The following is a 25,154-nucleotide window of genomic DNA, read 5'->3' on the forward strand; positions in this document are numbered from 1 at the left end:
TATATTTATAAAAAATAATTAGAATACTTAATTTGTGATCTAATATATAAGCGATAAATAAGAGAGGAATTTTTGCTATTTTATTTTGCTTAAATATTGGTGCATAAATACGAGTATTCTTTATCTTTATAATTAAATGCTATTTAAAAATTTACTGATTTTAATTATTAATTTTTAAAGGCTATTAAAATATAATTTTGTACTATTTATATGTTTTAATAAGAATCATATTTGTCTAATACATTACGAAGTTTTTTTGCTTGAATAGCTTCATTTTCTGCAAATTCTCCAAAAAGATCAGCCACATCTTTGTCATCTATTTTATGAGAATACATTTGATAGTCTCTCACATTTTCTTGAGCGTCTAATATTTTTTTCTTAATAATATCTTTAGTTGTTAAATCCATGTTCATTCCTCCTTTTTTATTAGTTTTCTCTTTTTTGAATTTATTATGTAAATATTTAATTAGTAATAAAATAATAAATAAGTAAAAGAATATAGTAAAAATAAATAAGTAAAAATAAATAAGTAAAAATAGATAAGTAAAAATAGATAAGTAAAAATAGATAAGTAAAAATAGATAAGTAAAAATAGATAACTTTAGTTAGGCAATTTCAAAAGCTAAATTACCTATTGAGACGATATTATACTTATTATGATATATTATCCATATAATATGAAAACACTTGCCCAATTTTATATGATGAATTTTTAAAAACTCTAAGGGATTTTTAGCTCAGATAAAATATCTTTTAGTTCAATATTCTGTTTTGATTTTTCATATATAAAGCACACAAGTGCTTTTGCCGTCAGGCTGTTTAGATATTTCTGAGTTTCACCTATAGTCTTAAAATCTCCGTGGTTGGAACTAACTCTAAATAATTCTAAAAAATTATAGATTAAGAATACTATAAGAAAATATCGTTCTATAGACAAAATGCTACGCATTCTATATTTATCAAAAGCTAAATTGCTTTTTAAATATTTATATGAAGTTTCTATAGTCCATCTGTGAGAATAATATTTAATTATAGTTTCTGCATTTAATAAGATGTCGGTAGACAGCAAATATACTGGGTTCTTGAATCCATCATGGGTGACTTCATAGCAAATAAGTATTTTAGCATAAGGGAATTTAGAAACATTACCTTCATAGGTATATACTCTATAGTCCTTACCTTCAACTGTAACAAGGTCTAAGGTGTTAGGACTAAGGAATTTTTCAAATTTTGATAACTGCATTGAAATTCCTAATGGAGATATTTTTCTGTTAGATTTAATTGCTCCTATTAGGTGGTAGCCCTTTGCTAAAGATGCTTCTATTAAATTATTATTTGTATACCATGAATCCATAAGACAATACATTTTTTCACAATTAGATGGAGTTTTAAAAGAAGTTATAAAATTTTTTGCAATATCAATCTTAGATTTAAAATTTTTATTTAAATCTTTGCAAAATTCCTTTTTATAGTAAGGTTTATATTGTAAAGGAATAGATTTATCATTTACAACAAAATTTGAAGTAACCACACAATGTGACCAAATATTTTTGTCTTCTGTATGAGAGTAATTATAAGATAATCCTTGCATTTTCTTTGCTGATTTCTTGGGATTTACAGTATCATCTATAATCAAAAATCCTACGGATTTAGGTTTAATATTATGCTCAAGGAAAAAGTTTAAATAGCTAATTCTATTGTTGTTCAGAAGACTATGGTCCCATTTAGAATGGCTTAAAAATCTATAAATACAACTTTTATCTTTTGATGACAACACATTTTTAGCAATTTCAGATAAAGTTTTAGTGCCAGGTAAATTAATTAATCCATTGGCAATATTGGTTAAATGATTAAATTGAGGCTTAGACATTCCATAATTTACATCATTTAAGTAATTGTAAAGTTCATTATTAATGGATACAATATTAGTACTTGGCATACTTCTTACCTCCTGTGTTTGTATTTGTATGGTAACTTTTATATAACACAGTGAGAGAAAGTATGCCATATTTATTTTTTGGTAGTTTTACCAATTTAGATTTTTATTTTGCATAACTAAAGTAGATAAGTAAAAATAGATAAGTAAAAATAGATAGTTTCAAAATTACAGAAATTTTGAAACTATCTATATGAAAATACAAATTAAATGTATAAGTAGATAAAATATAATTAATTTTTAAAATTATTAATACAATAAGATATTAGATACATAGTTTCTTAATGCATTATTAATCTTATGTGTATTTACTTTTCATATAAAAAGTTATAAACTTTCTTGTAAACATTAGAAGAACCGATTACAACAATAATATCACCTTTTGTAAATATATAATTTGGACCAGGGGATATTATAATTTCTTTTCCTCTTCTATATGCTACCATAGTTGTCCCAGTCTGTTGCCAAAACTTAACTTCATTCACTTTTTTACCAATATATTTGCAGTTTTCTTCTATAGCTACTTCTATTAAAGTAAATGGGGAAATGTTTTCAAAACGATCCATTAAGTCTAACATTTTGTTAAAATTTTCTTGAAGCTCTTCATCTAAGCTTTTTTTTCTTAAAAGAATGTCTTCTATATTCTCTTTAACTGTAGCTAAATATACATTAGACTTATTTCGTTCTATAAATTTTTCAGCGGCAGATATAGAGAGTATTTCTATCCCACTACCTTTAGTAGATTTTACCACACTCATATCTTCTAATAGTGCAATAGCTCTTCTTATAGTTTCAGGAGATACATTATACATACTAGCTAAAGTAGATCTGCCACTTATCTTTTCATCGCTTTTCAATTTTCCTCTAACTATGCGGTTAGCTATGTCTAAGGCTATATTTTTGTATAAAGGACCAGTACTATTTTTCATAAATGATTCCTCCTAATATGCATAATTAAGAATATGAGTACTATATATGGTATCCCTATAACATATTACTATATTTTCAATATTAATGCCACTAGTATAACTAATATTTTTGACACAAAAATTCTTATAGTGTATAATATTATGTATGTTCACCAACTTTATATTTAATATAAAGTTGTAACTATAATAAATATTGGTTAATATTATAGTTATTGTAAGATTAAATAAAGGAGGTTATATATGAAATTAGGATTTTTAATACCACATCATCCAAATGAAAAAAGAGTTGGTTTATTACCACAACATGTTAAAAATTTCAGAAATGAAATAGTAGTAGAAACAGGTTTTGGTGAAACTCTAGGAATTTCGGATGAGGAGTATGTAAATGCAGGTTGTAGCATAAGTTCTAGAGAAGATATATTTAGAACTTGTGAAGGTGTATTTTTACTAAAAGTTTTAAAACCTGAGGACTACCAATATATAAGAGAAGGACAAATTATAGTTGGTTGGACTCATCCAGAAGGATCAGGAAAGACATTTATGGAAGAACAAGGCATACCTAAGAATCTAATTGTAGTAGATTTAGATAACATCCATCCTTCAATCTATTATAAGAACTATGTAATACCAATGGATTGGATTCCATCTAATTTTGTAAGAAAAAACAGCTATATAGCAGGATATGCATCCACTATGCATGCAATTATGAACTATGGAAGCATACCAACTTCAGAAACTAAGGTTGCTATATTAGGATCAGGGAATGTATCTCAAGGGGCTTTTTCTGCAATATCTAAATTTAACCCAGACATAAGAATGTTTTATAGAAAAACAATGAATCAGTTAAAAGATGATTTAAGTGAGTTTGATATAATAATAAATGGTATAGAAATGGATAATCCACATACTCATATATTAACTTTAGAAGATCAAGGTAAATTAAAGAAAAATTGCCTAATAGTAGATGCAGCAGCTAATCTTGGGAAAGCTATAGAAGGTGCAAGACATACAACAGCATCAGATCCTATATATAATAAGGATGGCAAGTACTACTATGCAGTTAATAATTCACCATCCATATTTTATAGACAATCTAGTAAAGCTATAAGTGAAGCTTTTAGCAAATATGTATATAGCAAAGAATTAGAATTCTATTTGGATGTTATTGCAGAAGTAGAAGAAATGATAGTATAAAAATTTATTTTGGAAAATAGACTAAAAGACCTTATAAATTATATGAATGGTAGTATTTATGTAATATAAATACTATACACTATAAAAATAAAAAGGTAGGTAATATTTATCAGTTATTTACGGAGAATTGAAATATAAAAGACCACTTGTATGTTATAAGACATCAAGAGGTCTTTTTGTTTCTATTTTATAAATTGGAGTTTAACGTTCATTAACATATGGTATGAGTTTCATTTTCTTCTTTTATAAGACCTTTTCTATAAGCCACCAAAAGCATTTCTAAATCACAGATTTGTTTTTTTATTTCCTTACCAATATCTGTATCTAATACTCTTTTTCTTGATGATACATGCTCTAATATTATAGTAGATGAAAGTATATCATTCCCTTCCACTATAGCCTTATGTATAGAGCTAAAAGGCTCATGAGAGGTCAATAGCAATCCATAGGAGTTATATATTAATGTGTATCCTGCAATGCCTGTCTGTGGCTGATAAGCTTTACAGAAGCCGCCATCTATAACTAATAGTTTACCATTAGCTTTTATAGGGTTTTCGCCTTCCTTAGTTTTTACGGGAATGTGTCCATTTATTATATGAGAATTATCAATATCTAAATCAAATTCCTTAAATATCATTGTACACATTTTTTCATCATTTCTATATTTATAATAAGGATTTTTTTCTTCTTTATGTGTACTTTTATCATCTAAAAAATATCTTTCGAAAGTCGTCATCTTTGCTTTACCAAACAAAGGAGAATTAGGACCACACCATAAATACCACATCATATCCATACCATATAATTTTGATTCAGGATCTTTTTTAAAAAAGTAAGCTTCTCTTGCTAAGTGATCCAGTTTATCTAAAAGTGATTTTCCTTTTAAAGTTTCACCACATATATTTACTTCTTTTAAGGAACCATCATGATTTAAAGGTATACATCCATGATATAACAAATTAGAATTACAGTTTAGATACATACTTCCATTGCTATACAAGAACTTTATATGTCTTTGAAATTTTTCACTAATAACAAAAGAGTTTGAAAGTTTTTCTACTAAATCTTTTTCTCTTTCATTTAGTTCATAAGGGTTTTCTATATCTACTGTAGGGAAATTATTGTTGTTTAATTTATAGACATTGCCATTTAATTTAATGGTACCTGTTTTTAGGTCTATTTTGTGTAAAAGTAATCTTTCTTCCATTTTAAATTCAGGTCTTCTTTTAATTATTTGCCCCTCTAATTTAAATTGTATTATAGATATAGCCTTGTGCATTTTTGATAAAAGTTTTATATCTGTTTCATTTAAATTTTTATCTATAGTCCTAGGCTTAAAATTATTACAATTATCTTCTTTATAAAAATCCATAGCAAAAGTAGCTAATGGCATTAAATTTATACCATAACCATCTTCTAATGTGGATAGGTTTGCATAACGAAGGGATATTCTTATTACATTAGCAATACAAGCTTCACAGCCAGCAGCAGCACCCATCCATACAATATCATGATTACCCCATTGAATATCTATAGAATGATGTTTAGTTAGGGCATCAATTATAATTTCAGCTCCAGGTCCTCTATCGTATATATCACCTATTATGTGAAGTCTGTCTACTACTAATCTTTGAATAACCTTTGATATGGCTATTATAAATTCGCAAGATCTATCAATATCTATAATAGTTTCAATTATACCGTTGTAATATTCTTGCTTATCTACTCTATCCCCTTGCTCATTTAATAATTCTTCAATAATGTATGCAAAATCAGAAGGGAGAGCTTTTCTAACTTTAGATCTAGTATATTTAGATGAAACTATTTGACATAATCGTATTAATCTATATAAAGTTATCTTATACCAATCATTTAAATTTTTTTCTGATTTTTTTATTAAATCTAATTTTTGCTCAGGGTAGTATATAAGTGTAGCTAAATTTTTTTTATCACTTTCTCTTAGAGAAGTACCAAAAATATCATCTATTTTTCTTTTAATAACTCCTGAAGCATTTTTTAACATATGAGTAAAAGATTCATATTCTCCATGAACATCGCTTATAAAATGCTCTGTGCCTTTAGGTAAATTAGAGATAGCTTGAAGATTTATAATTTCAGAACTAGCACTTGAAATGCTAGGATACTGTTTGGACAACAATTTTAAATATCTCAAATTATTTTTTATTATATGTAGGTTATTCTCATCATATAAAGTCATGATTTTTCTCCTTTTATATTAATATATAATCAAGTATCATATACTACTAATTATATAAATATGATATATATACAATAATGTGCATGCTAAATTGCTTAAAATATGTTAAATAGTATATACTTTATCATATAAGAAAACATATATTTATACAACCCATAAAAACATTCAATATAAAGCTAAAATATAGTTTAATAATAAAAATCTTTTCACTATAATAATTATATATAGTTTTTAGATAAAAATCATCAAATTTTAGTTAATAAATCATATAAATAGGAGGTCCTTATGAACAAATTAAGTAAATTTATAAAGTCTACTGGAGCTTTTTTAGGTGATAATATGGAAAATGTATGTGAAAATACGGGGAAAATTTTATATAAAAATTTAAAAAAGAGTGACCACACTAATATAGCTAAAGGAGCAAAGAACGGTGGAAAGTTATTGGGGAAGATAGGGTCTTTGGCAACTAAATCTATTTTTAATGTGGCAGGAATGACTTTAGATGGTGGTGTAAAATTGAGTAAGTTTACTGGAAAAGTTATAAAACAAAAGGCTATAAAAGAAGAAGTTAGAGTATATGGTGAGTCAAAAGAATTTTATAGAGGTAAATTTGTAGAGGCAGAATATAAAATTGTGGATAAAAAGTAAATTTAGATATTTTAAAAGTAATATAATAGTTATTTGTATATTTTTAGTATTGTAATATTTGGTTAATTAGTTTATATTTTTTTATATATCTATATTTATTTTAAATCATTGGTATATTAAAAAATAGCAATATTGATAATATTAAAAGGGGGATATTAATGTTTAAATGGAAGGACAGTTATAGCTGTAACATAAGACAAATTGATGAACAACACAAGAAGTTATTTGAGCTTGCAAATAAAATTTATAGTATAGTGTTACTTGATGACAAATATGATCATTTTGATGAAATTGTAGGCACTATAAGAACATTAAAAGAATACACAGTATTTCATTTTTCTTATGAGGAAGAGGTAATGAGAAAATATGAGTATGGGGATGTGGACAATCATAAAATAGAGCATGAAGCATTTATAAAAAAAATAAGTTCTATAAATGAAGAAAAAATAGATGAGAAACAAAAAAGTTTCTTAATGGATTTATTAGAATTTGTTGTGAATTGGATAGAGAATCATATATTAAAATCAGATTTAAAATATAAGGACTATTTAAATGGTTTAGGAGTATATTAATATATCCTATGGGGAAATCATTGAATGTTATAAATATATTTTTATATTTGTAGAGTAATTAAGAAGCACTATCATGAATAAATTTTGATAGTGCTTTTATTATGGACGAAGGTTTGATTTGATAGTTATTTTCTTCTTTTTTTATTTTTTTTCTTATCATAATAGTAATTATTGTTATTTCTTGTGTGGAAAAATAATAAATATATGCATAGAGCTATAAAGAATTTGTCAAATTCACTATTGCTTATATTATTAGTTTTATGAGAATTGGTAGGTTCGATTTTTTTATAGGTCTTTAGAGAGTCAACACCAATATATTCTGCAAAGCTTTCAACTTTTATATGATCTATTATGTTATTTCCCATATCTATATCTAAATTGGAAAGTTCAGCATAACCTTTTTCATCAGACCAATTTTTTTTACCTTCCATAACCTTTAACACATTGTTATTTGAATCAAAAGCTGTTATTTTAACTGGAAAAAATGAAAGGTATTTTAAAGAAAAAGAGCAAACTGGATTTTCAAAATTAATATATCTGTAATTATCAGGAAAGTTTTTTTCTTTAACCCACGTTGCTATGCTATGTTGAGAAAAAGAATTGTCTAAATTTTTATGTTCTTTTAAAGTAATCCAGCCAGGAAATTCTATTTTACCTAAATTAGTTTTAATATCTAAAATAGTGTTAAAATCTTCTCCACCTTTAAAATCTATAATACATCCTTCTAAATTATTTTTTTCCATGTCTTTTGTATAAGATAGAATTTTTTTAGAGATTATTATATTTATTAAGCTATGGTTTAAAAAAATTTTTTTATATTTATCCATTATATTCCCCCAAGAATATTACTATATATAGTCTATGAAATAAGATAAAATTTTGTGAATAGGTTAATATTAAATTGTATGATTATATAATTATAATTAATATAGAAATATAAAAAGCTATCAATTTGTGTAGAAGTAATAGAAAATAAAATTATTTATTTACATGTGAAATAAAATAATAAAATGTACTTAAAATAAAATACACCTCCCTGTGCTTATTTTAGAGGAAAATAAACACAGGGAGGTGGTGATTTCAAATAATGTTTTTATCTAAGTCCAGCGCTGGAACTTTGCCAGATCATTATTCGTATTTAATTACCAACAACAATGATTACGGCGTTGACAATTACAGATTATTGCAAATATTATAATCAAAGCTATTAACCAGCATATCCAAGCACAACCCCACATAAAGATACCTCCTTTGTGTACAAATTAGCCTGTCAATATATAATATTCAATTAACAAAATTTTGTTTATGTTTAAAGTAATATTTTTATTTATATTAGAATATAATGATAGTTTTATGGAAAGTTATTTTAAATCCAATAATTATATGGAGTATTTTTACAATATTAATGTGATTTATAGAAAGGTATTTTAAAACACTAATTTAACTATCAGTAAGATTGGTTCAAAGTTTAACTTAGAAAAATATGACTTCTAAAGTTACTTTAACTAGCACAATGGATTGTAATACTATTAAAATATAAAAATAGGGTGGTGCAGATGAATAAAGTGAAGAAAATAAAATTTTTGAAATTAATAAAAAATAAGAGAAAACTTAATATTATAAATGGAATACTGTGAGTTCATGGATGATAATGGTTTTATATGAATGAATAAAAAAAGAGAATAATAGTAATATTAAATGTAAGGTAGTAACATTTTTTATAAATAATAATATAATGTATAGAACAAGAAACTATAGAATGGACAACCTTAAAATTTACAGTTAAAGGTGATAAAAATATGAATATATTTGATTTACTCCCTATAAGTATATCTTATTTTGATATTGGTGATATTGAAAAAAATCAGTTAAAAGAAGAATATACAAGATTCATAACTAATATAAAGAGCATGAATTATGAAAATTTAGAATCGGAAAATTTTACAGCCAAAATTCCATTGGATGTATTTTCTATAGGTTTTAAAGTAGATGAGGATATAAGCACATTTTTAAAATATGAAAATTATATTCTGCAAAAAAAAGAAATGGATCCTTACAATCCATTAAACAAAATCTGTGTAGACACAGGAAAAGAAAAACTAAATTTAATGTTAGAGTTAGTAAGTCTAAAACCCTATAAAGTAAAAATAAGTGGAGACTCATATAAAAAATATGATAAAAAGTGGGAAGTGAAAAAATTCAATCAGGTTATTGTATTATAAGATTAAGCAAATTCCCATATTATTGATTAATAGCCTAAAGGTTTGGATGGAGGTTCTTTATAACAAAGATATAACTCCATCTGAATCTTAATAAGATATTTATTGATATTTCCCTCCCACATTTCTTCCAATAAAAAGATTTCTTAGGAGCTTGTTATTTAAGGATGGGCTGCTTAGAAATCTTTCTTTTCATATGATAATTAAAAAGAATTATTATAAATATTAAGAATGAAATTTAGTAGAACATATTTCTATAATTCATAGTATTAGTCAAAAATATGTTACTATTTATGGCGTTTATTATAGTATAGTACATTCCTAATCTCTCATTTATCAAATTCCAGTTTACATTTTGAAGAAAAACATCCATATATTTAGTTTTATCTGTACCAAAATCCATAAAATAAGCATGTTCATATACGTCCATTACAAGCAATGGATAAGATAGCCATAGTGCACCATTATCATGAGCATCGGACCCAAAGATATGAAGCTTTGTATCCATAGGATCAATACCTAATACAACCCATCCCCTCATTGATTTTCCAGTTTCTTTAAATAGCTCTGTGAAATTTTCTACAGAATTAAAATCCTCTAGAATTTTATCTAATATAGCTCCATTCATAGGTACATGGCCAGAAGTCATGTTTTCAAAGTATAGTTCGTGCAATTTAACGCCATCTAAAGCATAGCTTTCTCCTCGTTTTATGCATCTTAACCTACTAAAAGTAGCATTACTATTTTTAAAATCTTCAGCATCGTTAGGTATACTCCAAATTTCATTTATGTTATTTACATAACCTGTGTATAGTTTATAATGTTCAGTCAACTGTCTAGAAGTCATTCCAGTTACATTATTAAAATTATATTCTTTAGCAACAACCATTTAAATATCTCCTAAAAACGTTTTATCAATATTATTATATTTATATAAATCAATTTGGACACATAATATGATAAAAAATAAAGTCTTTATTAAGAAAATAATATAAAGATATTTTAAATATATAAATTTGTGGTAGAATTATAGTGTATTTGTAATTACTTTACAATTATAACTTATTGGGGGGAGAATTATATGAGTGTCAAGATAACTACCTTAATAGAGAATTCTAAAAAGGATGGAAGCCAACTTATAGAAGAACATGGACTCTCTATGTACATAAATACTCCAAGATGTAATATAATATTTGATACTGGTTCTTCTGGAGATTTTATAAAGAATGCTAATGAATTGAACATTGATTTAGAGGAAACTAATTATATGATACTAAGTCATGCTCACTATGATCATTGTGGAGGGGTAAAGACTTTTATAGAAAACATAAAATGTTATCCAGAACTATATGTAAGTGATAATTTCTTTAGAAACAGTAATAAATTTAAAATAGGAAAAGAAAGAGAATATAAATATTTAGGCATAGATTTTCATGAAACATATCTAATAGATAAGGGTATCCCGGTAAACTATGTTGAAGAAGACATCTTAGAAATAGAACCAGATATATTTATAGTTACAAATTTTAAGAATAATAATAATTTTGAAGAGTTTACAGCCAATATGGTAATAAAGAAGGGTGAAGGGTATATATTAGATGATTTTAATGAAGAAGTTGCACTAGTTATAGATACATGTAGAGGATTAGTGGTTTTAGTAGGATGTAGTCATATTGGAATTATTAATATATTAAATAGTATAAGCGAAAGATTTAATAAGAAAATATATGCTGTCCTAGGAGGAACTCATCTTGTTAAATGTGACGAGAATAGAATAAATAAGACTATAGAAGCTTTAAATAAATTAGATATTGATCTTATAGGTGTATCACATTGCACAGGGGAGCTTGCTATAGAAAAATTAAAAGAATTAAAAGATAGGTTTTTTTTAAATAATACAGGGACTATATTAGAAATATAAAGCTATAGGAGTAGATAAAGTTTTAATATTATCTATTCCTATAGCTTATTTTTTATGTTTTTAATTTAAAAGCGTAAAATTTATATTTGAATTAGAATTAAACTTCTTTATAATCTACATCAATTACATTTTCTTGAGAAATATCAGGAATATCACCTGTGGTAACATCCTCAAATTTTTCAAAATGTTTTTCACTTTGTTTATTATTTTTAAAGCCTTTTTTATTTATTTTCCATGATTTTATATAGTTAACTAATTTATATACTCCAAATAATACTATGCCTGCTACTATAACTATAGGAAGTGCAGTGAAAATTAAAAAATTAGCTAAAATCACGATTAATACCAACAACAAAATTCCACTTATTTTCCAAGGACTATTGCTTGTGAATGGCATAAAAACATTAACTCCTTTTATATAAATTTAATTTATAATTCATTATAGCATAATTGAAAAAACAAATAATGCTATTTATCTTAAAATTGTATTAACAAAGTATTAATATAAGAAAATCACCACTTAAAGTAAGATTACAACCATTAGGTAAAAAAAGGAATACTTTTAGGGAAAATAGATATCTAGAAAAATAATTAGAATACTTTATTTGTAAACTAAGATTTAAGCGTAAAGTAAACAGGACGTTTACTTAGGCCTAGTTGCCACAGGACGTGGCATTAGGCCGTTAGCTTAAATCTTAGGATACAAATATTAGTATTCTTTATTTTTATAGCCATCTATTGACTAAAAGTATTCCTTGTTTTAATTTTTATCCTTTAAAGTCTGTTATGTCGCAATTTACTTATTATATGTTTATATTTCTATCTATTAGTTGAGATAAAGAAATAAAAGTATCCGTTCTTTGAATTCCTTCAACCTTTTGTATTTTATTCATTAGTAAGTCTTGTAAATGAGTAATACTCTTGCATATTACTTTTACAAATATAGAATATTGACCGGTTGTGTAATGAAGTTCCGTTATTTCTTTAATTTCATCTAATTCTTCCAATACAGAATTAAAGTAAGAGGCTTTGTCTAAAAAAATGCCTATAAAACAACAAACATCATAGCCTAGTTTAGAGTTATCTATTATAAGTTTTGTTCCTTTTATTATTCCTATATCATGCATCTTTTTCATTCTAACATGTATTGTACCGCCACTAACATGACATTTTCGGGCTATTTCTAAAAAAGGAGTTCTAGAATCTTTGATTAAAATCTCAAGTATCTGCAAGTCCAGCTCATCTAAACCATCTATATTAAAATCCACGTCAACACCTCCAAGTTATGATTAGTTTAATTAAACTAATATACTTTTATTTTATTACTTTATAAATATTATACCAGAAATAATTATGAATTTGTTAAATTTTGAAACGTCACTTTACTAATAACATTACTTAATAAACAAATAAATAAAAATTCAGCTATAGATTATGATTTTAACAAAAGTTATTAATCTAAAAAAACAGCAAGAATTTTAATGTTAAAAATATTATAACACAAATAGAAATTTAAGAAATAGTATTATATTGGAATTCAAGTATTATATTTGATAATATGCAAGGCAATTAGGTATGGCTATATAATAAAAAAGGATTGTAAATTTTAGAGGGGGAATTATTTACAATCCTTTTTATGTTAGAATTTTTATTCTCTAATATAATATGTTATTATATTGTATGTTGTTACATATTTATAATATAAATTTGATATAACTATATTAAGTATAAGTATTTATATCAAATATATTGATATATTATTTTAAATATATAATAATAATATAGTATGAAATTTAATTAGGGGGGAAAGTCATGCCAGTTTGGTTAAAGTTTATTTTACAAGTAATTTTCTTTTCTGTTGTAGTTATAATTGGCTACACTGCTCTTAAAATTTATGTTTTAGACAAAGTTAAGATTAATAAATGGATAGTACTTGGACTATCTGTATTTGCACTATTTTTACCTGTACTATTGAAAGTAAATATTAATGGTACCGTATGGCAGTATGTTCAATCTGCTGCAGTTATAATTCTTACGTTATGGTTTTTGGATCTAATAGGGTTAGGTGGCGGCAGAAGGCCTAAAAAGAAAAAAGATGATATGGTTATTAGGCCTAAGGCTAAGCCTAATAGAGCAAAAAATGTTAAAAAAGAAAAGGATAACAAAAAAAATAATAAGAAAAAATAAACAAAGATTTGTTTAGCTAAAAGCACACTAAAAACTAAGTTTTTAGTGTGCTTTTAGCTTTAATCAACATGTATATTGTATAGGATTCATTGAAAAAAATGATGGTATATTAAAATAAATTTCTTTAAAATTGCCATGTATATTTATTGAATGATTGCTGTAGATTATATGGTAAAAAATTCAATAAATAGAATTGATATATAATGATATTTATAAATTAATCATTACAAAAACCTTATAGATGCTATAAAAAAGTATTATAACTTTAGTTAGGCAATTTCAAAAGCTAAATTACCTATTGAGACGATATTATACTTATTATGATATATTATCCATATAATATGAAAACACTTGCCCAATTTTATATGATGAATTTTTAAAAACTCTAAGGGATTTTTAGCTCAGATAAAATATCTTTTAGTTCAATATTCTGTTTTGATTTTTCATATATAAAGCACACAAGTGCTTTTGCCGTCAGGCTGTTTAGATATTTCTGAGTTTCACCTATAGTCTTAAAATCTCCGTGGTTGGAACTAACTCTAAATAATTCTAAAAAATTATAGATTAAGAATACTATAAGAAAATATCGTTCTATAGACAAAATGCTACGCATTCTATATTTATCAAAAGCTAAATTGCTTTTTAAATATTTATATGAAGTTTCTATAGTCCATCTGTGAGAATAATATTTAATTATAGTTTCTGCATTTAATAAGATGTCGGTAGACAGCAAATATACTGGGTTCTTGAATCCATCATGGGTGACTTCATAGCAAATAAGTATTTTAGCATAAGGGAATTTAGAAACATTACCTTCATAGGTATATACTCTATAGTCCTTACCTTCAACTGTAACAAGGTCTAAGGTGTTAGGACTAAGGAATTTTTCAAATTTTGATAACTGCATTGAAATTCCTAATGGAGATATTTTTCTGTTAGATTTAATTGCTCCTATTAGGTGGTAGCCCTTTGCTAAAGATGCTTCTATTAAATTATTATTTGTATACCATGAATCCATAAGACAATACATTTTTTCACAATTAGATGGAGTTTTAAAAGAAGTTATAAAATTTTTTGCAATATCAATCTTAGATTTAAAATTTTTATTTAAATCTTTGCAAAATTCCTTTTTATAGTAAGGTTTATATTGTAAAGGAATAGATTTATCATTTACAACAAAATTTGAAGTAACCACACAATGTGACCAAATATTTTTGTCTTCTGTATGAGAGTAATTATAAGATAATCCTTGCATTTTCTTTGCTGATTTCTTGGGATTTACAGTATCATCTATAATCAAAAACCCTACGGATTTAGGTTTAATATTATGCTCAAGGAAAAAGTTTAAATAGCTAATTCTATTGTTGTTCAGAAGACTATGGTCCCATTTAGAATGGCTTAAAAATCTATAAATACAACTTTTATCTTTTGATGACAACACATTTTTAGCAATTTCAGATAAAGTTTTAGTGCCAGGTAAATTAATTAATCCATTGGCAATATTGGTTAAATGATTAAATTGAGGCTTAGACATTCCATAATTTACATCATTTAAGTAATTGTAAAGTTCATTATTAATGGATACAATATTAGTACTTGGCATACTTCTTACCTCCTGTGTTTGTATTTGTATGGTAACTTTTATATAACACAGTGAGAGAAAGTATGCCATATTTATTTTTTGGTAGTTTTACCAATTTAGATTTTTATTTTGCATAACTAAAGTTATAAGAAATTTTAAAGGTTTACCTAAATTAATATTTAATTTAAAAGAATTTATTAAGAATTATAAAAAACAATTAATAAAGATGATGAAAATCTATGTAATTTTATTAAAACACTGTATATTTATGAATTTACCGGTATAATTAAAAATATAGCCTTTTTCTTATTACTTTTAGTTGGTTTAAAAAATATAGAGAAACTTATTACAACATTTTTATTGTTCACCCTTATTTCCCTAATATATTAAAATTATTGACAAATTTATCACATAATATAAAATATAAAGTAACAAAGCTTCTTTTTAGGAAGTTGGAGGTTGGGAGGAACTAAAAAATGGATAATGAAGGTCATAATCACAAAAAGATAGGCCTACTTGCAGCTACTTGCGTAGTTGCGGGAAATATGATTGGATCAGGAGTATTTATGTTACCTGCTAGTTTGGCAGCAGTGTCTGGTCCAGGAACTACTCTATTAGCTTGGTTAGTGACGGGTATAGGATCTATATTTATGGCACTATCCTTTGGTAGATTAGGAAGTAGAATTCCTAAAACAGGAGGACCTTATGAATTCGGAAAATTAGCATTTGGCGATTTTATAGGATTCTTGAATGCTTGGCTTTATTGGAGTGCTACATGGATATCTAATGCAGCAATTATAATAGCTATAGGAAGTTATGCATCTTATCTTATTCCAGCTTTAAATAATGGCTTTAACGCCCTTTTATTTAATAGTGCTATATTATGGATATTTACGTTTTTAAATATTAAAGGAGCAAAAGAAACTGCTAGCTTTGAAACTGTTATTACAGTATTTAAATTTTTAGTATTTGTATTTTTTATAGTTTTTGCAGCTACTCACTTTAATGTGGAAAACGTTACACCAATTATGCCAAAAGGGAAAGGAATAAGCACTCTACCTTTAGCAGCTGCTACTACATTATGGGCTTTTACAGGATTTGAATCTGCCGCAGTAGGAGCAGGATCAATTAAAGATCCAGAAAAAAATATAAGAAGAAGTACAATATTAGGTCTTTTAATAACTATTATTTTTTATGTATTAATAAGCATTTTCGCTATGGGAGCTATACCTCAAGAAGTGTTGGCTAAGAGCCCTTCACCAATGACAGATATATTAGCTCAGTTTTTTGGTAGCGGAATAGTGAAAACATTTAATTTAGTTATAGTTATAACCATATTAGGTACTATTGCAGGGTGGATAATGATTGCAGGTCAGATGAGCTATGCAGTGGCTAAGGATGGGTTGTTTCCAGCAGTGTTTGCAAAACTACATCCTAGGTATAAAACTCCATATAAGGGATTAATAATAAATGCTATATTGACTAATATATTATTAATATTAAATTCATCAAGGGGAATGGTATCTGCTTATAATTTCATGATACTTTTAGCAACTTTATCATATTTACCTGTTTATGCCACAACTTCTGCATCTGATATATTATTGTTATTTAAATGCAAAGGACAATTAACTGTAGGTAAATTTATAAAAATAGCTATAATACCATTAATAGGATTTATATATGCCTGTTGGGCCATATACGGCTCAGGAGCTGAAACTGTATTATACGGATTCATGTTAATGTTAGCAGGAGTTCCGTTCTATACATACATGAAATTAAAAAGCAAAAAGGATATTTCAAGGGATGCTATTGATGTAGAAAATATATAAAATTATTTTTAATTTAATAAAATAAAGCTATGGATTTTTAAACTTAGAGTTTTAAATTCATAGCTTTTATTTTTAGCTGTTTATGTTTAAATGCAAATATATTTATTTTGAAAATATATTTTACTAGATTCTATATAGTGTATATGATGTTTTTTATTTTAAAATAAGCTAATATTACTGTTAGTTTATTTAGCATTGACTTAATGTGGAAAATATGATTCTGTAAGTTCAATTTAACTAGCACAACAAGTCAAATTAAAAATAATAATAAATTTTAAAGGGAAATTTTAGATAATATATTCTGAAAACAAGGTAAAATATGGTGAAATATTAAAAATGTATTTATTTAGAAGTAATAATTTTTACACAACAAATAAATAATAGTATTAATGGTTATAAATAATTATATGAAAATTTTAATTATAGACTAGTCTGTAATTTTTACTAAAGATAAAAGGAAAGGAGTTTTAATATGGAGAGCAATAATAAATTAAAAAAAGAAATAGGACTTTTTGCTGCTACATTTATAGTGGCTGGTAATATAATTGGATCAGGAATATTTATGCTTCCAGCTACTTTAGCTGCAGTATCAGGACCAGGAGCTACTATGGCAGCTTGGATTATAACTGGTGTAGGCTCTATATTTTTAGCATTATCTTTTGCACGATTAGGATCAAAGATTCCTAAAACAGGAGGGCCTTATCAATATGCTAAAATAGCTTTTGGAGATTTTGTAGGTTTTACTAATGCATGGCTTTACTGGAGTGCTACCTGTATAGCTAATGCGGCTATAATAACGGCTATAGCAAGTTATACTTCAAGTTTAATACCAGCTTTGAAAACTAATGGAGTATATGCTTTTTTATATACATCTGCTATATTATGGGTATTTAATATATTAAACATAATAGGGGTAAAACAAGCCAGTGCTTTTGAAACTATCATAACTATATTTAAATTAGGGGTGTTTTTAATATTTGTAATAATAGGCTTTGCTAATTTTAATCCACAATATATTACTCCAGCTTTTCCAAAAGGAAAAGGTTTTAGTACTGTACCTTTAGCTGCAGCAACTACTTTATGGGCATTCTCTGGATTTGAATCCGCTAGCATAGCAGCAGGTGAAATAAAAAGTGCTGAAAAAAATGTTAAATTAAGTACTATTTACGGACTTTTGATATCAGTTGTTGTGTACTTAGTAATAAGCTTTGTAGCTATGGGTGGATTACCACAGGACATATTAGCAAAAAGTAATTCTCCTATGAGTGATATATTAGCCCTGCATTTAAGTAGCGGAGCTGTAAATGCATTTTTATTATCTATTGTTGTAACAATTTTTGGAACTATATCAGGGTGGATAATGTTAACAGCTAGGATTTCTTATGCAGCAGCTATAGACGGAATGTTTCCAGAAGCTTTTGCTAAAGTTCATCCTAAATATAGAACACCTTATGTAGGCATTATAATAAATGGAATATTGACTAATATTGTTCTTCTGATGAATTATGTAGGATCTATGACTGCTGCTTATAATTTTATGATTTTGCTTGCTACATTAGCATACTTACCTGTATATGCTATAACTAATGCTGCAGATATATTGCTTTTATGTAAAAGACAAGAGAAGTTTAATGTTGGGAACTTTATTATAAACTCAATTGTTCCATTAATAGGATTGGTTTATGCTATTTGGGCAGTTTATGGAGCAGGGCCTGAATCAGCCTTATACGGATTAATATTAGGATTTATAGGTGTACCGTTTTATCTTTACATGAAAATGAAGGATAAGCAGCAACTAGATAATTTGAGAAAACAAAAGTGAATTTTGTAATATAATAATAGTTTTAATAAAAAAGTGTAATAAATTTTATAATAATGTTATAATAGATGTATTAAAAGCCCTGTGCCAGTGTGCAGGGCTTTATGATTTAAAGATTTGTTTATTTTATAAGCTTAAGTTAAATATAATCTTAGATTTTATTTTGTTTTATATACTTATCTTAAATATAATTTAGAATTTTATTTTGTTTTATATATTTACTTTAAATATAATTTAGAATTTTATTTGTTTTTTTAGATTTAATTTAAATATACTCAATAAATTTAAATAGCCTAATGAAATGGTACTTAATATATTAATTTTACAAAAGGGAGGTGAATCCGTTAGTAAAATTTATAAGGTTTTGCTTAACGGCTTGGGATGATTTATAAATACAATGGAAAAACACCTATAATAAAAGAAAATGTTTTTGTAGCTAATAGTGCAGATTTGATAGGGAATATAATATTAGAAGAAAAATCTACTGTATTGTTTGGAGCAGTTTTAAGAGGAGATATAAATAGTATACATGTAGGTTATGGCTCCAATATACAAGATAATTGTGTTCTTCATGTAGATGAAGGTGATAGACAAGTATACATAGGAGAATATGTAACTGTAGGACATGGTTCTATATTACATGGATGTAAAATAAATGACAATTCTTTAATAGGAATGGGTTCTATCATATTAAATGGAGCGGAAATAGGATCAAATACTATTGTTGGAGCTGCAAGTTTAATAACATCCGACAAAAAAATACCTTCAGGAGTATTATGTATAGGATCACCTGCCAAAGTAATAAGAGAACTTACGCAGGAAGAAATAGCAAGTATAAAAGAGTCAGCAGAGGATTATATAACCTTAAATGAAAATTTTAATAGAGGATAAAATATAATTTACTACAAAAAATAAACACATAGCAAGGAGGTGTATTATGAAGATAAAAGCACCTAAGGTTTTATTAGTGTTTATTGTTGTTGTAGTAAGTTTTTTTTGCATAAAAGCTTCCGCAAAGGAAGGAAATATAGAGGTACATTTTATAGATACGGGTCAAAGTGATTGCATATTAATTAAAACAGGAGAAGAGAACTATTTAATTGATACTGGGTGGAGATATTACAGTGGAAAAGTTTTAAGATATTTAGATTCTAACAATGTGGATAAAATAGATGGTATTATATTAACTCATTATCATGATGATCATTATGGTGGTTTAAATCTACTTTTAAAAACAGGTAGAGTAAAAAAGGTTTATTTACCCAAACATGATGGGGGAGATAAGAAAAAAGTAATGAATATAGTAAAAAAGCATAAGGCTAAATATGAATGGATAGAACATGGATTTGAACTTAAAGGGGCACATTTAAATTTAAAAGCAATAGTTCCAACTTGTGTAGATTGTAAAAATGAGAATAATAATTCTATAGTACTATCTGGTAAAATAGATGGAATAAAATATTTATTTTTAGGAGACTGTGAAAAAAAAGAAGAAGAAGAGATGTTATATAATGAACAAATAAAAAAATGTGATATTGTAAAAGTTTCTCATCATGGATTTAAGACTAGTAATACTTTACAACTTTTGGATAAGGCAAAGCCTAATGTGGCTATTGTCACTTGTGATGGAAGATATAGTCCAGATAAAGTTGTGCTGGATAGATTAAAGAATAAAGGAATAGAAGTGTTTACAACAAGTAATAAGGGTACTTTAGTGATTAGAGATAATAAAGTTATTTGGAGCAAATATGTTTATTATATAAACAAGGGAAAAAATTTTATAGGAAATATATATTATAAAATGATATCTTAAAATTAAATTATTAAAATTTAAAATTGTGTACAAAATATTATCTGCCAAAACTTAGTTTTTATAGACTAAAGTTTTGGCAGTATTTTTTAAGTAAATATATACTTTAAATTTAAAAAATTTTTAGTAAATCCTATATTTGAATGGATTGAAGTTTTACATTTTCTTTACCAAAGATGGTATTTTAAAAATAAATCTAATATATTAATATTTTATTTATCTTTTAATCTTTTAAAGAATTTAATTATTTCATTTATTATTAAAGGTATTACAGATAAAGCACCTACAAATATCCAATCCTGAGCTGTTAAATCAAAAACTTTAAATACAGAAGCTAAGAATGGAACTGTTATAACTATATCCTGTAGTAATATTCCAAAGATTACAGAAGCAAATAAATATTTATTTGAAAATAACCCCAATTGGAATATAGATTTTTTAGGGTGTCTCATATTAAATGAGTGGAATAATTGAGATACACTTAATACAACGAAAGCCATAGTTTGAGCATGCATTAATGAGTTAGCATATCTTATTCTTCCAACTTCAAAAGCTATTAATGTAAGAATACCTATTAATAAACCATTTAATATAAGAGAAACGCCTGCACCACCTGCAAATAAACTTTCTTTAGGATTTCTTGGCTTTTCTTTCATAATATCAGGATCACCATGATCTACACCTAAAGATAAGGCTGGTAAACTGTCTGTAATTAAGTTAACCCACAAAAGATGTATAGGTCTTAATGGAGCTGGCCATCCAAGAAGTATACCTATAAATAGAGCCAAAATTTCTCCAAGATTACAAGATAAAAGGAATATAATAGATTTCTTAATATTATTATATATATTTCTTCCTTCTTTTATTGCAGATACGATGGTAGAGAAATTATCATCAGTTAAAACCATGTCAGAAGCTCCCTTAGCAACATCTGTACCTGTTATACCCATAGCTACACCTATGTCTGCTGCTTTTAGAGAAGGGGCATCGTTAACTCCATCACCTGTCATAGAAACTATATTTCCTTTAGATTTTAAGGCTTTTACTATTTTAACCTTATGCTCTGGAGATACTCTGGCAAAAACTCTCAAATTTTCAATTTTGGAACTTAGTTGTGAATCAGACATATCATCTAATTCATATCCAAATATAGCTTGAGATTCATCTTCTGCTATGCCTAGTTCCTTTGCTATAGCAAAAGCTGTTACTTTATGATCTCCTGTAATCATTATAGTTTTTATACCTGAGTTTTTACATTCTGCAATAGATCCTTTTACAGATTCACGAGGAGGGTCTATCATACCTACTAAGCCTATAAAGGTTAAATCTGATTCTAGATATTCTTTATTATAATCATTATCTGCTAATGTTTTATATGAGGCGCCTAGAACTCTAAGAGCATTTTTAGACATTTCATTAGATGCATTCATTATATTTTCTTTTATCTCATCTGTTAAATTAACTGTTTCTCCATTTATATAAGCTTTTTTACTAATCTTTAATAGATTATCTATAGCACCTTTAGTCATTACATAACTTTTATTATCAAAGTTGTTTACAGTGGTCATTAATTTTCTATCAGATTCAAAAGGAATCTCATCTATTCTTTTATATTCATTTTCTATATTATTTTTAATAATATTATATTTAGCTCCTGCTTCTAATAAAGCTATTTCAGTAGGATCTCCAGTGCTAGAATCATTTGAAAAAGTAGCATCATTACATAAAACTAAATTTTGAAGGAGTAATTTATGAACAGGATCTTCTCCATTTAGTTTATCTATATCTTGAGTTTCATTATTAGCATAAAATTTAGTTACAGTCATTTTATTTTGAGTTAAAGTACCGGTTTTATCTGAGCATATAATATTAACGGCACCTAAAGTTTCAACAGCAGGAAGTTTTCTGATTATGGCATTTTCCTTTATCATTTTTTGAACCCCTATAGCCAAAACTATAGTTACTATAGTAGGTAGACCTTCTGGAATAGCAGCAACTGCAAGACTGATAGCTGTTAAAAACATTTCTAGAATGTCTCTTTTTTGCAATAAAGCAATAACAAACATTAAAGCACATATACCTAGAGCAGCAATACCTAAGATTTTACCCAATTCAGCTAACTTTTTTTGCAGAGGAGTAAGTTCTTTATCTTCTCCTTCAAGCATTTTAGCTATTTTACCTATTTCAGTATCCATACCTGTACCTACAGCTATACCAATACCTCTTCCATAAGTAGATAGTGTAGACATAAAGGCCATATTTTTTTGATCGCCTAAAGGAGTTTTAGGATCTTCTAACTTTCCTTCTGCACGTTTTTCTACAGGAATAGATTCACCTGTAAGAGCAGATTCTTCTATTTTAAGATTGGCAGTTTCTATAAGTCTTAAATCACAGGGAACATATCTACCTGCATCTAGAACTACTACATCTCCAGGAACTACATCTTCTGATGGAACTTCCATGTTTTCTCCATTTCTTTTTACTAAAGCTTTAGGAGTTGAAAGTTGTTTTAATGCCTCTAATGCTTTTTCAGCTTTTGATTCTTGAACAACTCCAATAATTGTATTAATGATGATTACTATAGCTATTATTACTGCATCACTAACTTCACCTAAAATACCAGAAATTATGGCTGCGGCAAGTAGTATGTAAATTAGTATGTCATTTAGCTGTTCAAAAAACATTTTTAATAAAGATTTTTGCTTTTTAGAATTTAATTTATTCAGGCCATACTTTTCTTTTCTTTTTTCTACTTCTTCAGAACTTAACCCATTAGTAGGATCCACATTAAGTTCTTCCAGTATTTCCTGAGAAGTTTTGTTAAACCACATAATATTCACCTCTCTATTATTGTTTGTAAAATTATTATATAATATAAATTAAGTTTTTATAAATAAAAAGACCTTTGCCCTATATTTAATATAGGACAAAGGTCTTGCAATCTCTTAAAGAGCAAACTATCCGGGATTTAAGTCCGTAATGACGAATAGTTTAAAGTACTTAACTTTTGCTACTCCCCTTTGTCTTCATGACATTTCAAATTATAGCATATTATTCTAACTTCCACAACATTTATTAAAAGATTTTAAAAGGGAATAATTCCATAAAACACTATTCCTAAAAGTCCTGCTATTACAATGATTACAATAGGGTGTATTTTTTTTGAAAGCAATAGCATAAAGGTGATTGTTCCTATTATTACACTTTTTAAGTCCACATAGGATTCAGATGCTAGGTTTAAAAAAGCATATATTATAAGGCCTATAAGAACTGGCCTCATTCCCATCAAAGCTGATTTTAAAATTTTTGATTCTTTAAATTTAATAATAAAATGGGTTGCTAGAGTAACTAAAATAAAGGAAAAGGTCACAACCCCTAAGGTAGCCATTATGCTTCCTTTTACTCCAGCTACAGTGTATCCTACAAAGGTAGCAGAATTTATAGCTATAGGTCCAGGAGTCATTTGAGATATCCCTATAATGTCTATAAACGATTTATAACTCAACCAATGCTTGTTGTTTACAATCTCCCTCTCTATAAGTGGGAGCATGGCATAGCCACCTCCAAAACTAAACATACCTATTTTAAAGAAAGAAAAAAATAATTTTAGCAGTTTGCTCATTATTCCACCTTCTTTCTAAAAAAAGTGTAACCGTATATACCAGAGATAAGTACTATTAAAACAGGATGAATTTTAAGAAATTTTAGAAGTACCACAGTTAAGGCAATTATGGTATAATTAATATAATTTTTTTTAATAGATTTAGAAAGACTTATTACAGCTACAAGTACAAGTACAGGAACTGCACCATTTATTCCTTTAAACACTAAGTCTACATAATAATTATTTCTAAATTGCATAAAAAAAGTTACAATACATAAAATTATAAAGAAGGAAGGCAGTATAGTTCCTAGAAGCGCAAGCAGTGCTCCAGGTAAATTTCCTAGTCTATAACCTATGAATGTAGAACAATTTACTGATAAAGCACCGGGGAAGGATTGTGATACTACTAATATATCTAAAAACTCCTCTTTAGATATCCAAGAGTTTTTATTTACAACTTCTTCCTCTATAAGTGGAATCATTGCATAGCCTCCACCAAAAGTAAATGCACCTATTTTAAAGAAGGTCCAAAACATTTTTAAATACTTAAGCATTAATATCACCTCATAAAAAAATAAAAGACAAATTAATTATAACCTATGAATACTATATTTTCTAATAGAATAATATAAATAAAGTAGGTAAATGATAGATAAATAGATTATTTATAAATTTTATTTCTC

The 25,154-nt window shown here is 26.7% G+C and carries 22 protein-coding genes; 10 read left to right on the top strand and 12 right to left on the bottom strand.

The genetic code is table 11. The features are described 5' to 3' along the window. Window positions 1-215: 215 nt before the first annotated feature. The 3 genes from NGI68_RS16160 to NGI68_RS16170 form a co-directional block, all read right to left on the bottom strand. A complete protein-coding gene (locus NGI68_RS16160) occupies window positions 216-407 on the bottom strand; it encodes a hypothetical protein (protein ID WP_251862473.1) in 192 nt (63 codons plus the stop codon). Between the two features lie 314 nt (window positions 408-721). Then, entirely contained in the window at window positions 722-1,939 is a 1,218-nt protein-coding gene (locus tag NGI68_RS16165) for an IS701 family transposase (RefSeq protein ID WP_251860972.1), read from the bottom strand. Window positions 1,940-2,244: 305 nt separating this feature from the next. After that, the gene (locus NGI68_RS16170) at window positions 2,245-2,865 is read right to left on the bottom strand and encodes a TrkA C-terminal domain-containing protein (protein ID WP_251862474.1); all 621 of its coding nucleotides are present in this window, start codon (window positions 2,863-2,865) and stop codon (window positions 2,245-2,247) included. Between the two features lie 240 nt (window positions 2,866-3,105). On the opposite strand from NGI68_RS16170, the gene NGI68_RS16175 reads away from it, so the two are divergent. Continuing rightward, window positions 3,106-4,059, top strand: a complete 954-nt coding sequence (locus tag NGI68_RS16175) for a N(5)-(carboxyethyl)ornithine synthase (RefSeq protein WP_251862475.1) — start codon at window positions 3,106-3,108, stop codon at window positions 4,057-4,059. A 211-nt stretch (window positions 4,060-4,270) separates the two neighbouring features. Here the strand turns inward: NGI68_RS16175 and NGI68_RS16180 are convergent, their stop codons facing one another. Next, window positions 4,271-6,277 (bottom strand): fructose-1,6-bisphosphatase, encoded by a 2,007-nt coding sequence (locus tag NGI68_RS16180; protein ID WP_251862476.1) that lies wholly within the window; start codon window positions 6,275-6,277, stop codon window positions 4,271-4,273. Between the two features lie 285 nt (window positions 6,278-6,562). Here NGI68_RS16180 and NGI68_RS16185 point away from each other — a divergent pair, with 285 nt between their 5' ends. Continuing rightward, window positions 6,563-6,925, top strand: coding sequence for a hypothetical protein (locus NGI68_RS16185; protein ID WP_251862477.1), 363 nt, complete (start codon window positions 6,563-6,565; stop codon window positions 6,923-6,925). Window positions 6,926-7,083: 158 nt separating this feature from the next. Then, the gene (locus NGI68_RS16190) at window positions 7,084-7,497 is read left to right on the top strand and encodes a bacteriohemerythrin (protein WP_251862478.1); all 414 of its coding nucleotides are present in this window, start codon (window positions 7,084-7,086) and stop codon (window positions 7,495-7,497) included. Between the two features lie 125 nt (window positions 7,498-7,622). Here the strand turns inward: NGI68_RS16190 and NGI68_RS16195 are convergent, their stop codons facing one another. Next, window positions 7,623-8,324, bottom strand: coding sequence for a hypothetical protein (locus tag NGI68_RS16195; RefSeq protein ID WP_251862479.1), 702 nt, complete (start codon window positions 8,322-8,324; stop codon window positions 7,623-7,625). A 972-nt stretch (window positions 8,325-9,296) separates the two neighbouring features. Between NGI68_RS16195 and NGI68_RS16200 the strand changes: the two genes are divergently transcribed. Next, window positions 9,297-9,719, top strand: a complete 423-nt coding sequence (locus NGI68_RS16200; RefSeq protein WP_251862480.1) for a hypothetical protein — start codon at window positions 9,297-9,299, stop codon at window positions 9,717-9,719. A gap of 235 nt (window positions 9,720-9,954) precedes the next feature. On the opposite strand, the gene NGI68_RS16205 is transcribed toward NGI68_RS16200, so the two are convergent. Beyond that, on the bottom strand, window positions 9,955-10,605 hold the full coding sequence (locus NGI68_RS16205) for a superoxide dismutase (RefSeq protein ID WP_251862481.1): 651 nt from the start codon (window positions 10,603-10,605) through the stop codon (window positions 9,955-9,957). 192 nt (window positions 10,606-10,797) lie between these two features. On the opposite strand from NGI68_RS16205, the gene NGI68_RS16210 reads away from it, so the two are divergent. After that, entirely contained in the window at window positions 10,798-11,637 is an 840-nt protein-coding gene (locus tag NGI68_RS16210) for an MBL fold metallo-hydrolase (protein WP_251862482.1), read from the top strand. A gap of 97 nt (window positions 11,638-11,734) precedes the next feature. On the opposite strand, the gene NGI68_RS16215 is transcribed toward NGI68_RS16210, so the two are convergent. Both NGI68_RS16215 and NGI68_RS16220 read right to left on the bottom strand, forming a co-directional pair. After that, window positions 11,735-12,034, bottom strand: a complete 300-nt coding sequence (locus NGI68_RS16215; RefSeq protein WP_251862483.1) for a hypothetical protein — start codon at window positions 12,032-12,034, stop codon at window positions 11,735-11,737. Window positions 12,035-12,440: 406 nt separating this feature from the next. After that, a complete protein-coding gene (locus NGI68_RS16220; RefSeq protein ID WP_251862484.1) occupies window positions 12,441-12,905 on the bottom strand; it encodes an Lrp/AsnC ligand binding domain-containing protein in 465 nt (154 codons plus the stop codon). A 544-nt stretch (window positions 12,906-13,449) separates the two neighbouring features. Between NGI68_RS16220 and NGI68_RS16225 the strand changes: the two genes are divergently transcribed. After that, window positions 13,450-13,824 carry a hypothetical protein gene (locus NGI68_RS16225; RefSeq protein WP_251862485.1) on the top strand — a complete coding sequence of 125 codons (375 nt, stop codon included), beginning with the start codon at window positions 13,450-13,452 and terminating at the stop codon, window positions 13,822-13,824. A gap of 385 nt (window positions 13,825-14,209) precedes the next feature. On the opposite strand, the gene NGI68_RS16230 is transcribed toward NGI68_RS16225, so the two are convergent. Continuing rightward, a complete protein-coding gene (locus tag NGI68_RS16230; protein WP_251860972.1) occupies window positions 14,210-15,427 on the bottom strand; it encodes an IS701 family transposase in 1,218 nt (405 codons plus the stop codon). Window positions 15,428-15,882: 455 nt separating this feature from the next. On the opposite strand from NGI68_RS16230, the gene NGI68_RS16235 reads away from it, so the two are divergent. The 4 genes from NGI68_RS16235 to NGI68_RS16250 all read left to right on the top strand — a co-directional run bounded on the left by NGI68_RS16235 (window position 15,883) and on the right by NGI68_RS16250 (window position 20,870). After that, a complete protein-coding gene (locus NGI68_RS16235) occupies window positions 15,883-17,238 on the top strand; it encodes an APC family permease (RefSeq protein WP_251862486.1) in 1,356 nt (451 codons plus the stop codon). Between the two features lie 472 nt (window positions 17,239-17,710). Then, complete coding sequence (locus NGI68_RS16240) at window positions 17,711-19,060, top strand: APC family permease (RefSeq protein ID WP_251862487.1); 1,350 nt, start codon at window positions 17,711-17,713, stop codon at window positions 19,058-19,060. Window positions 19,061-19,438: 378 nt separating this feature from the next. After that, complete coding sequence (locus tag NGI68_RS16245) at window positions 19,439-19,948, top strand: gamma carbonic anhydrase family protein (RefSeq protein ID WP_251862488.1); 510 nt, start codon at window positions 19,439-19,441, stop codon at window positions 19,946-19,948. Window positions 19,949-19,994: 46 nt separating this feature from the next. Next, window positions 19,995-20,870 (top strand): ComEC/Rec2 family competence protein, encoded by an 876-nt coding sequence (locus NGI68_RS16250; RefSeq protein ID WP_251862489.1) that lies wholly within the window; start codon window positions 19,995-19,997, stop codon window positions 20,868-20,870. Window positions 20,871-21,079: 209 nt separating this feature from the next. Here NGI68_RS16250 and NGI68_RS16255 read toward each other — a convergent pair whose 3' ends face one another. The 3 genes from NGI68_RS16255 to NGI68_RS16265 form a co-directional block, all read right to left on the bottom strand. Beyond that, window positions 21,080-23,698: a calcium-transporting P-type ATPase, PMR1-type gene (locus NGI68_RS16255; RefSeq protein WP_251862490.1), complete on the bottom strand. Its 2,619-nt coding sequence runs from the start codon at window positions 23,696-23,698 to the stop codon at window positions 21,080-21,082. Window positions 23,699-23,952: 254 nt separating this feature from the next. Next, window positions 23,953-24,489 (bottom strand): chromate transporter, encoded by a 537-nt coding sequence (locus NGI68_RS16260; RefSeq protein WP_251862491.1) that lies wholly within the window; start codon window positions 24,487-24,489, stop codon window positions 23,953-23,955. Further along, complete coding sequence (locus NGI68_RS16265; RefSeq protein WP_251862492.1) at window positions 24,489-25,025, bottom strand: chromate transporter; 537 nt, start codon at window positions 25,023-25,025, stop codon at window positions 24,489-24,491. Before NGI68_RS16265 ends, NGI68_RS16260 begins: the two co-directional genes overlap by 1 nt. Window positions 25,026-25,154 lie beyond the last annotated feature (129 nt).

The sequence above is a fragment of the Clostridium sp. Marseille-Q2269 genome (assembly GCF_943736985.1).
Taxonomy (GTDB): Bacteria; Bacillota; Clostridia; order Clostridiales; family Clostridiaceae; genus Clostridium_F.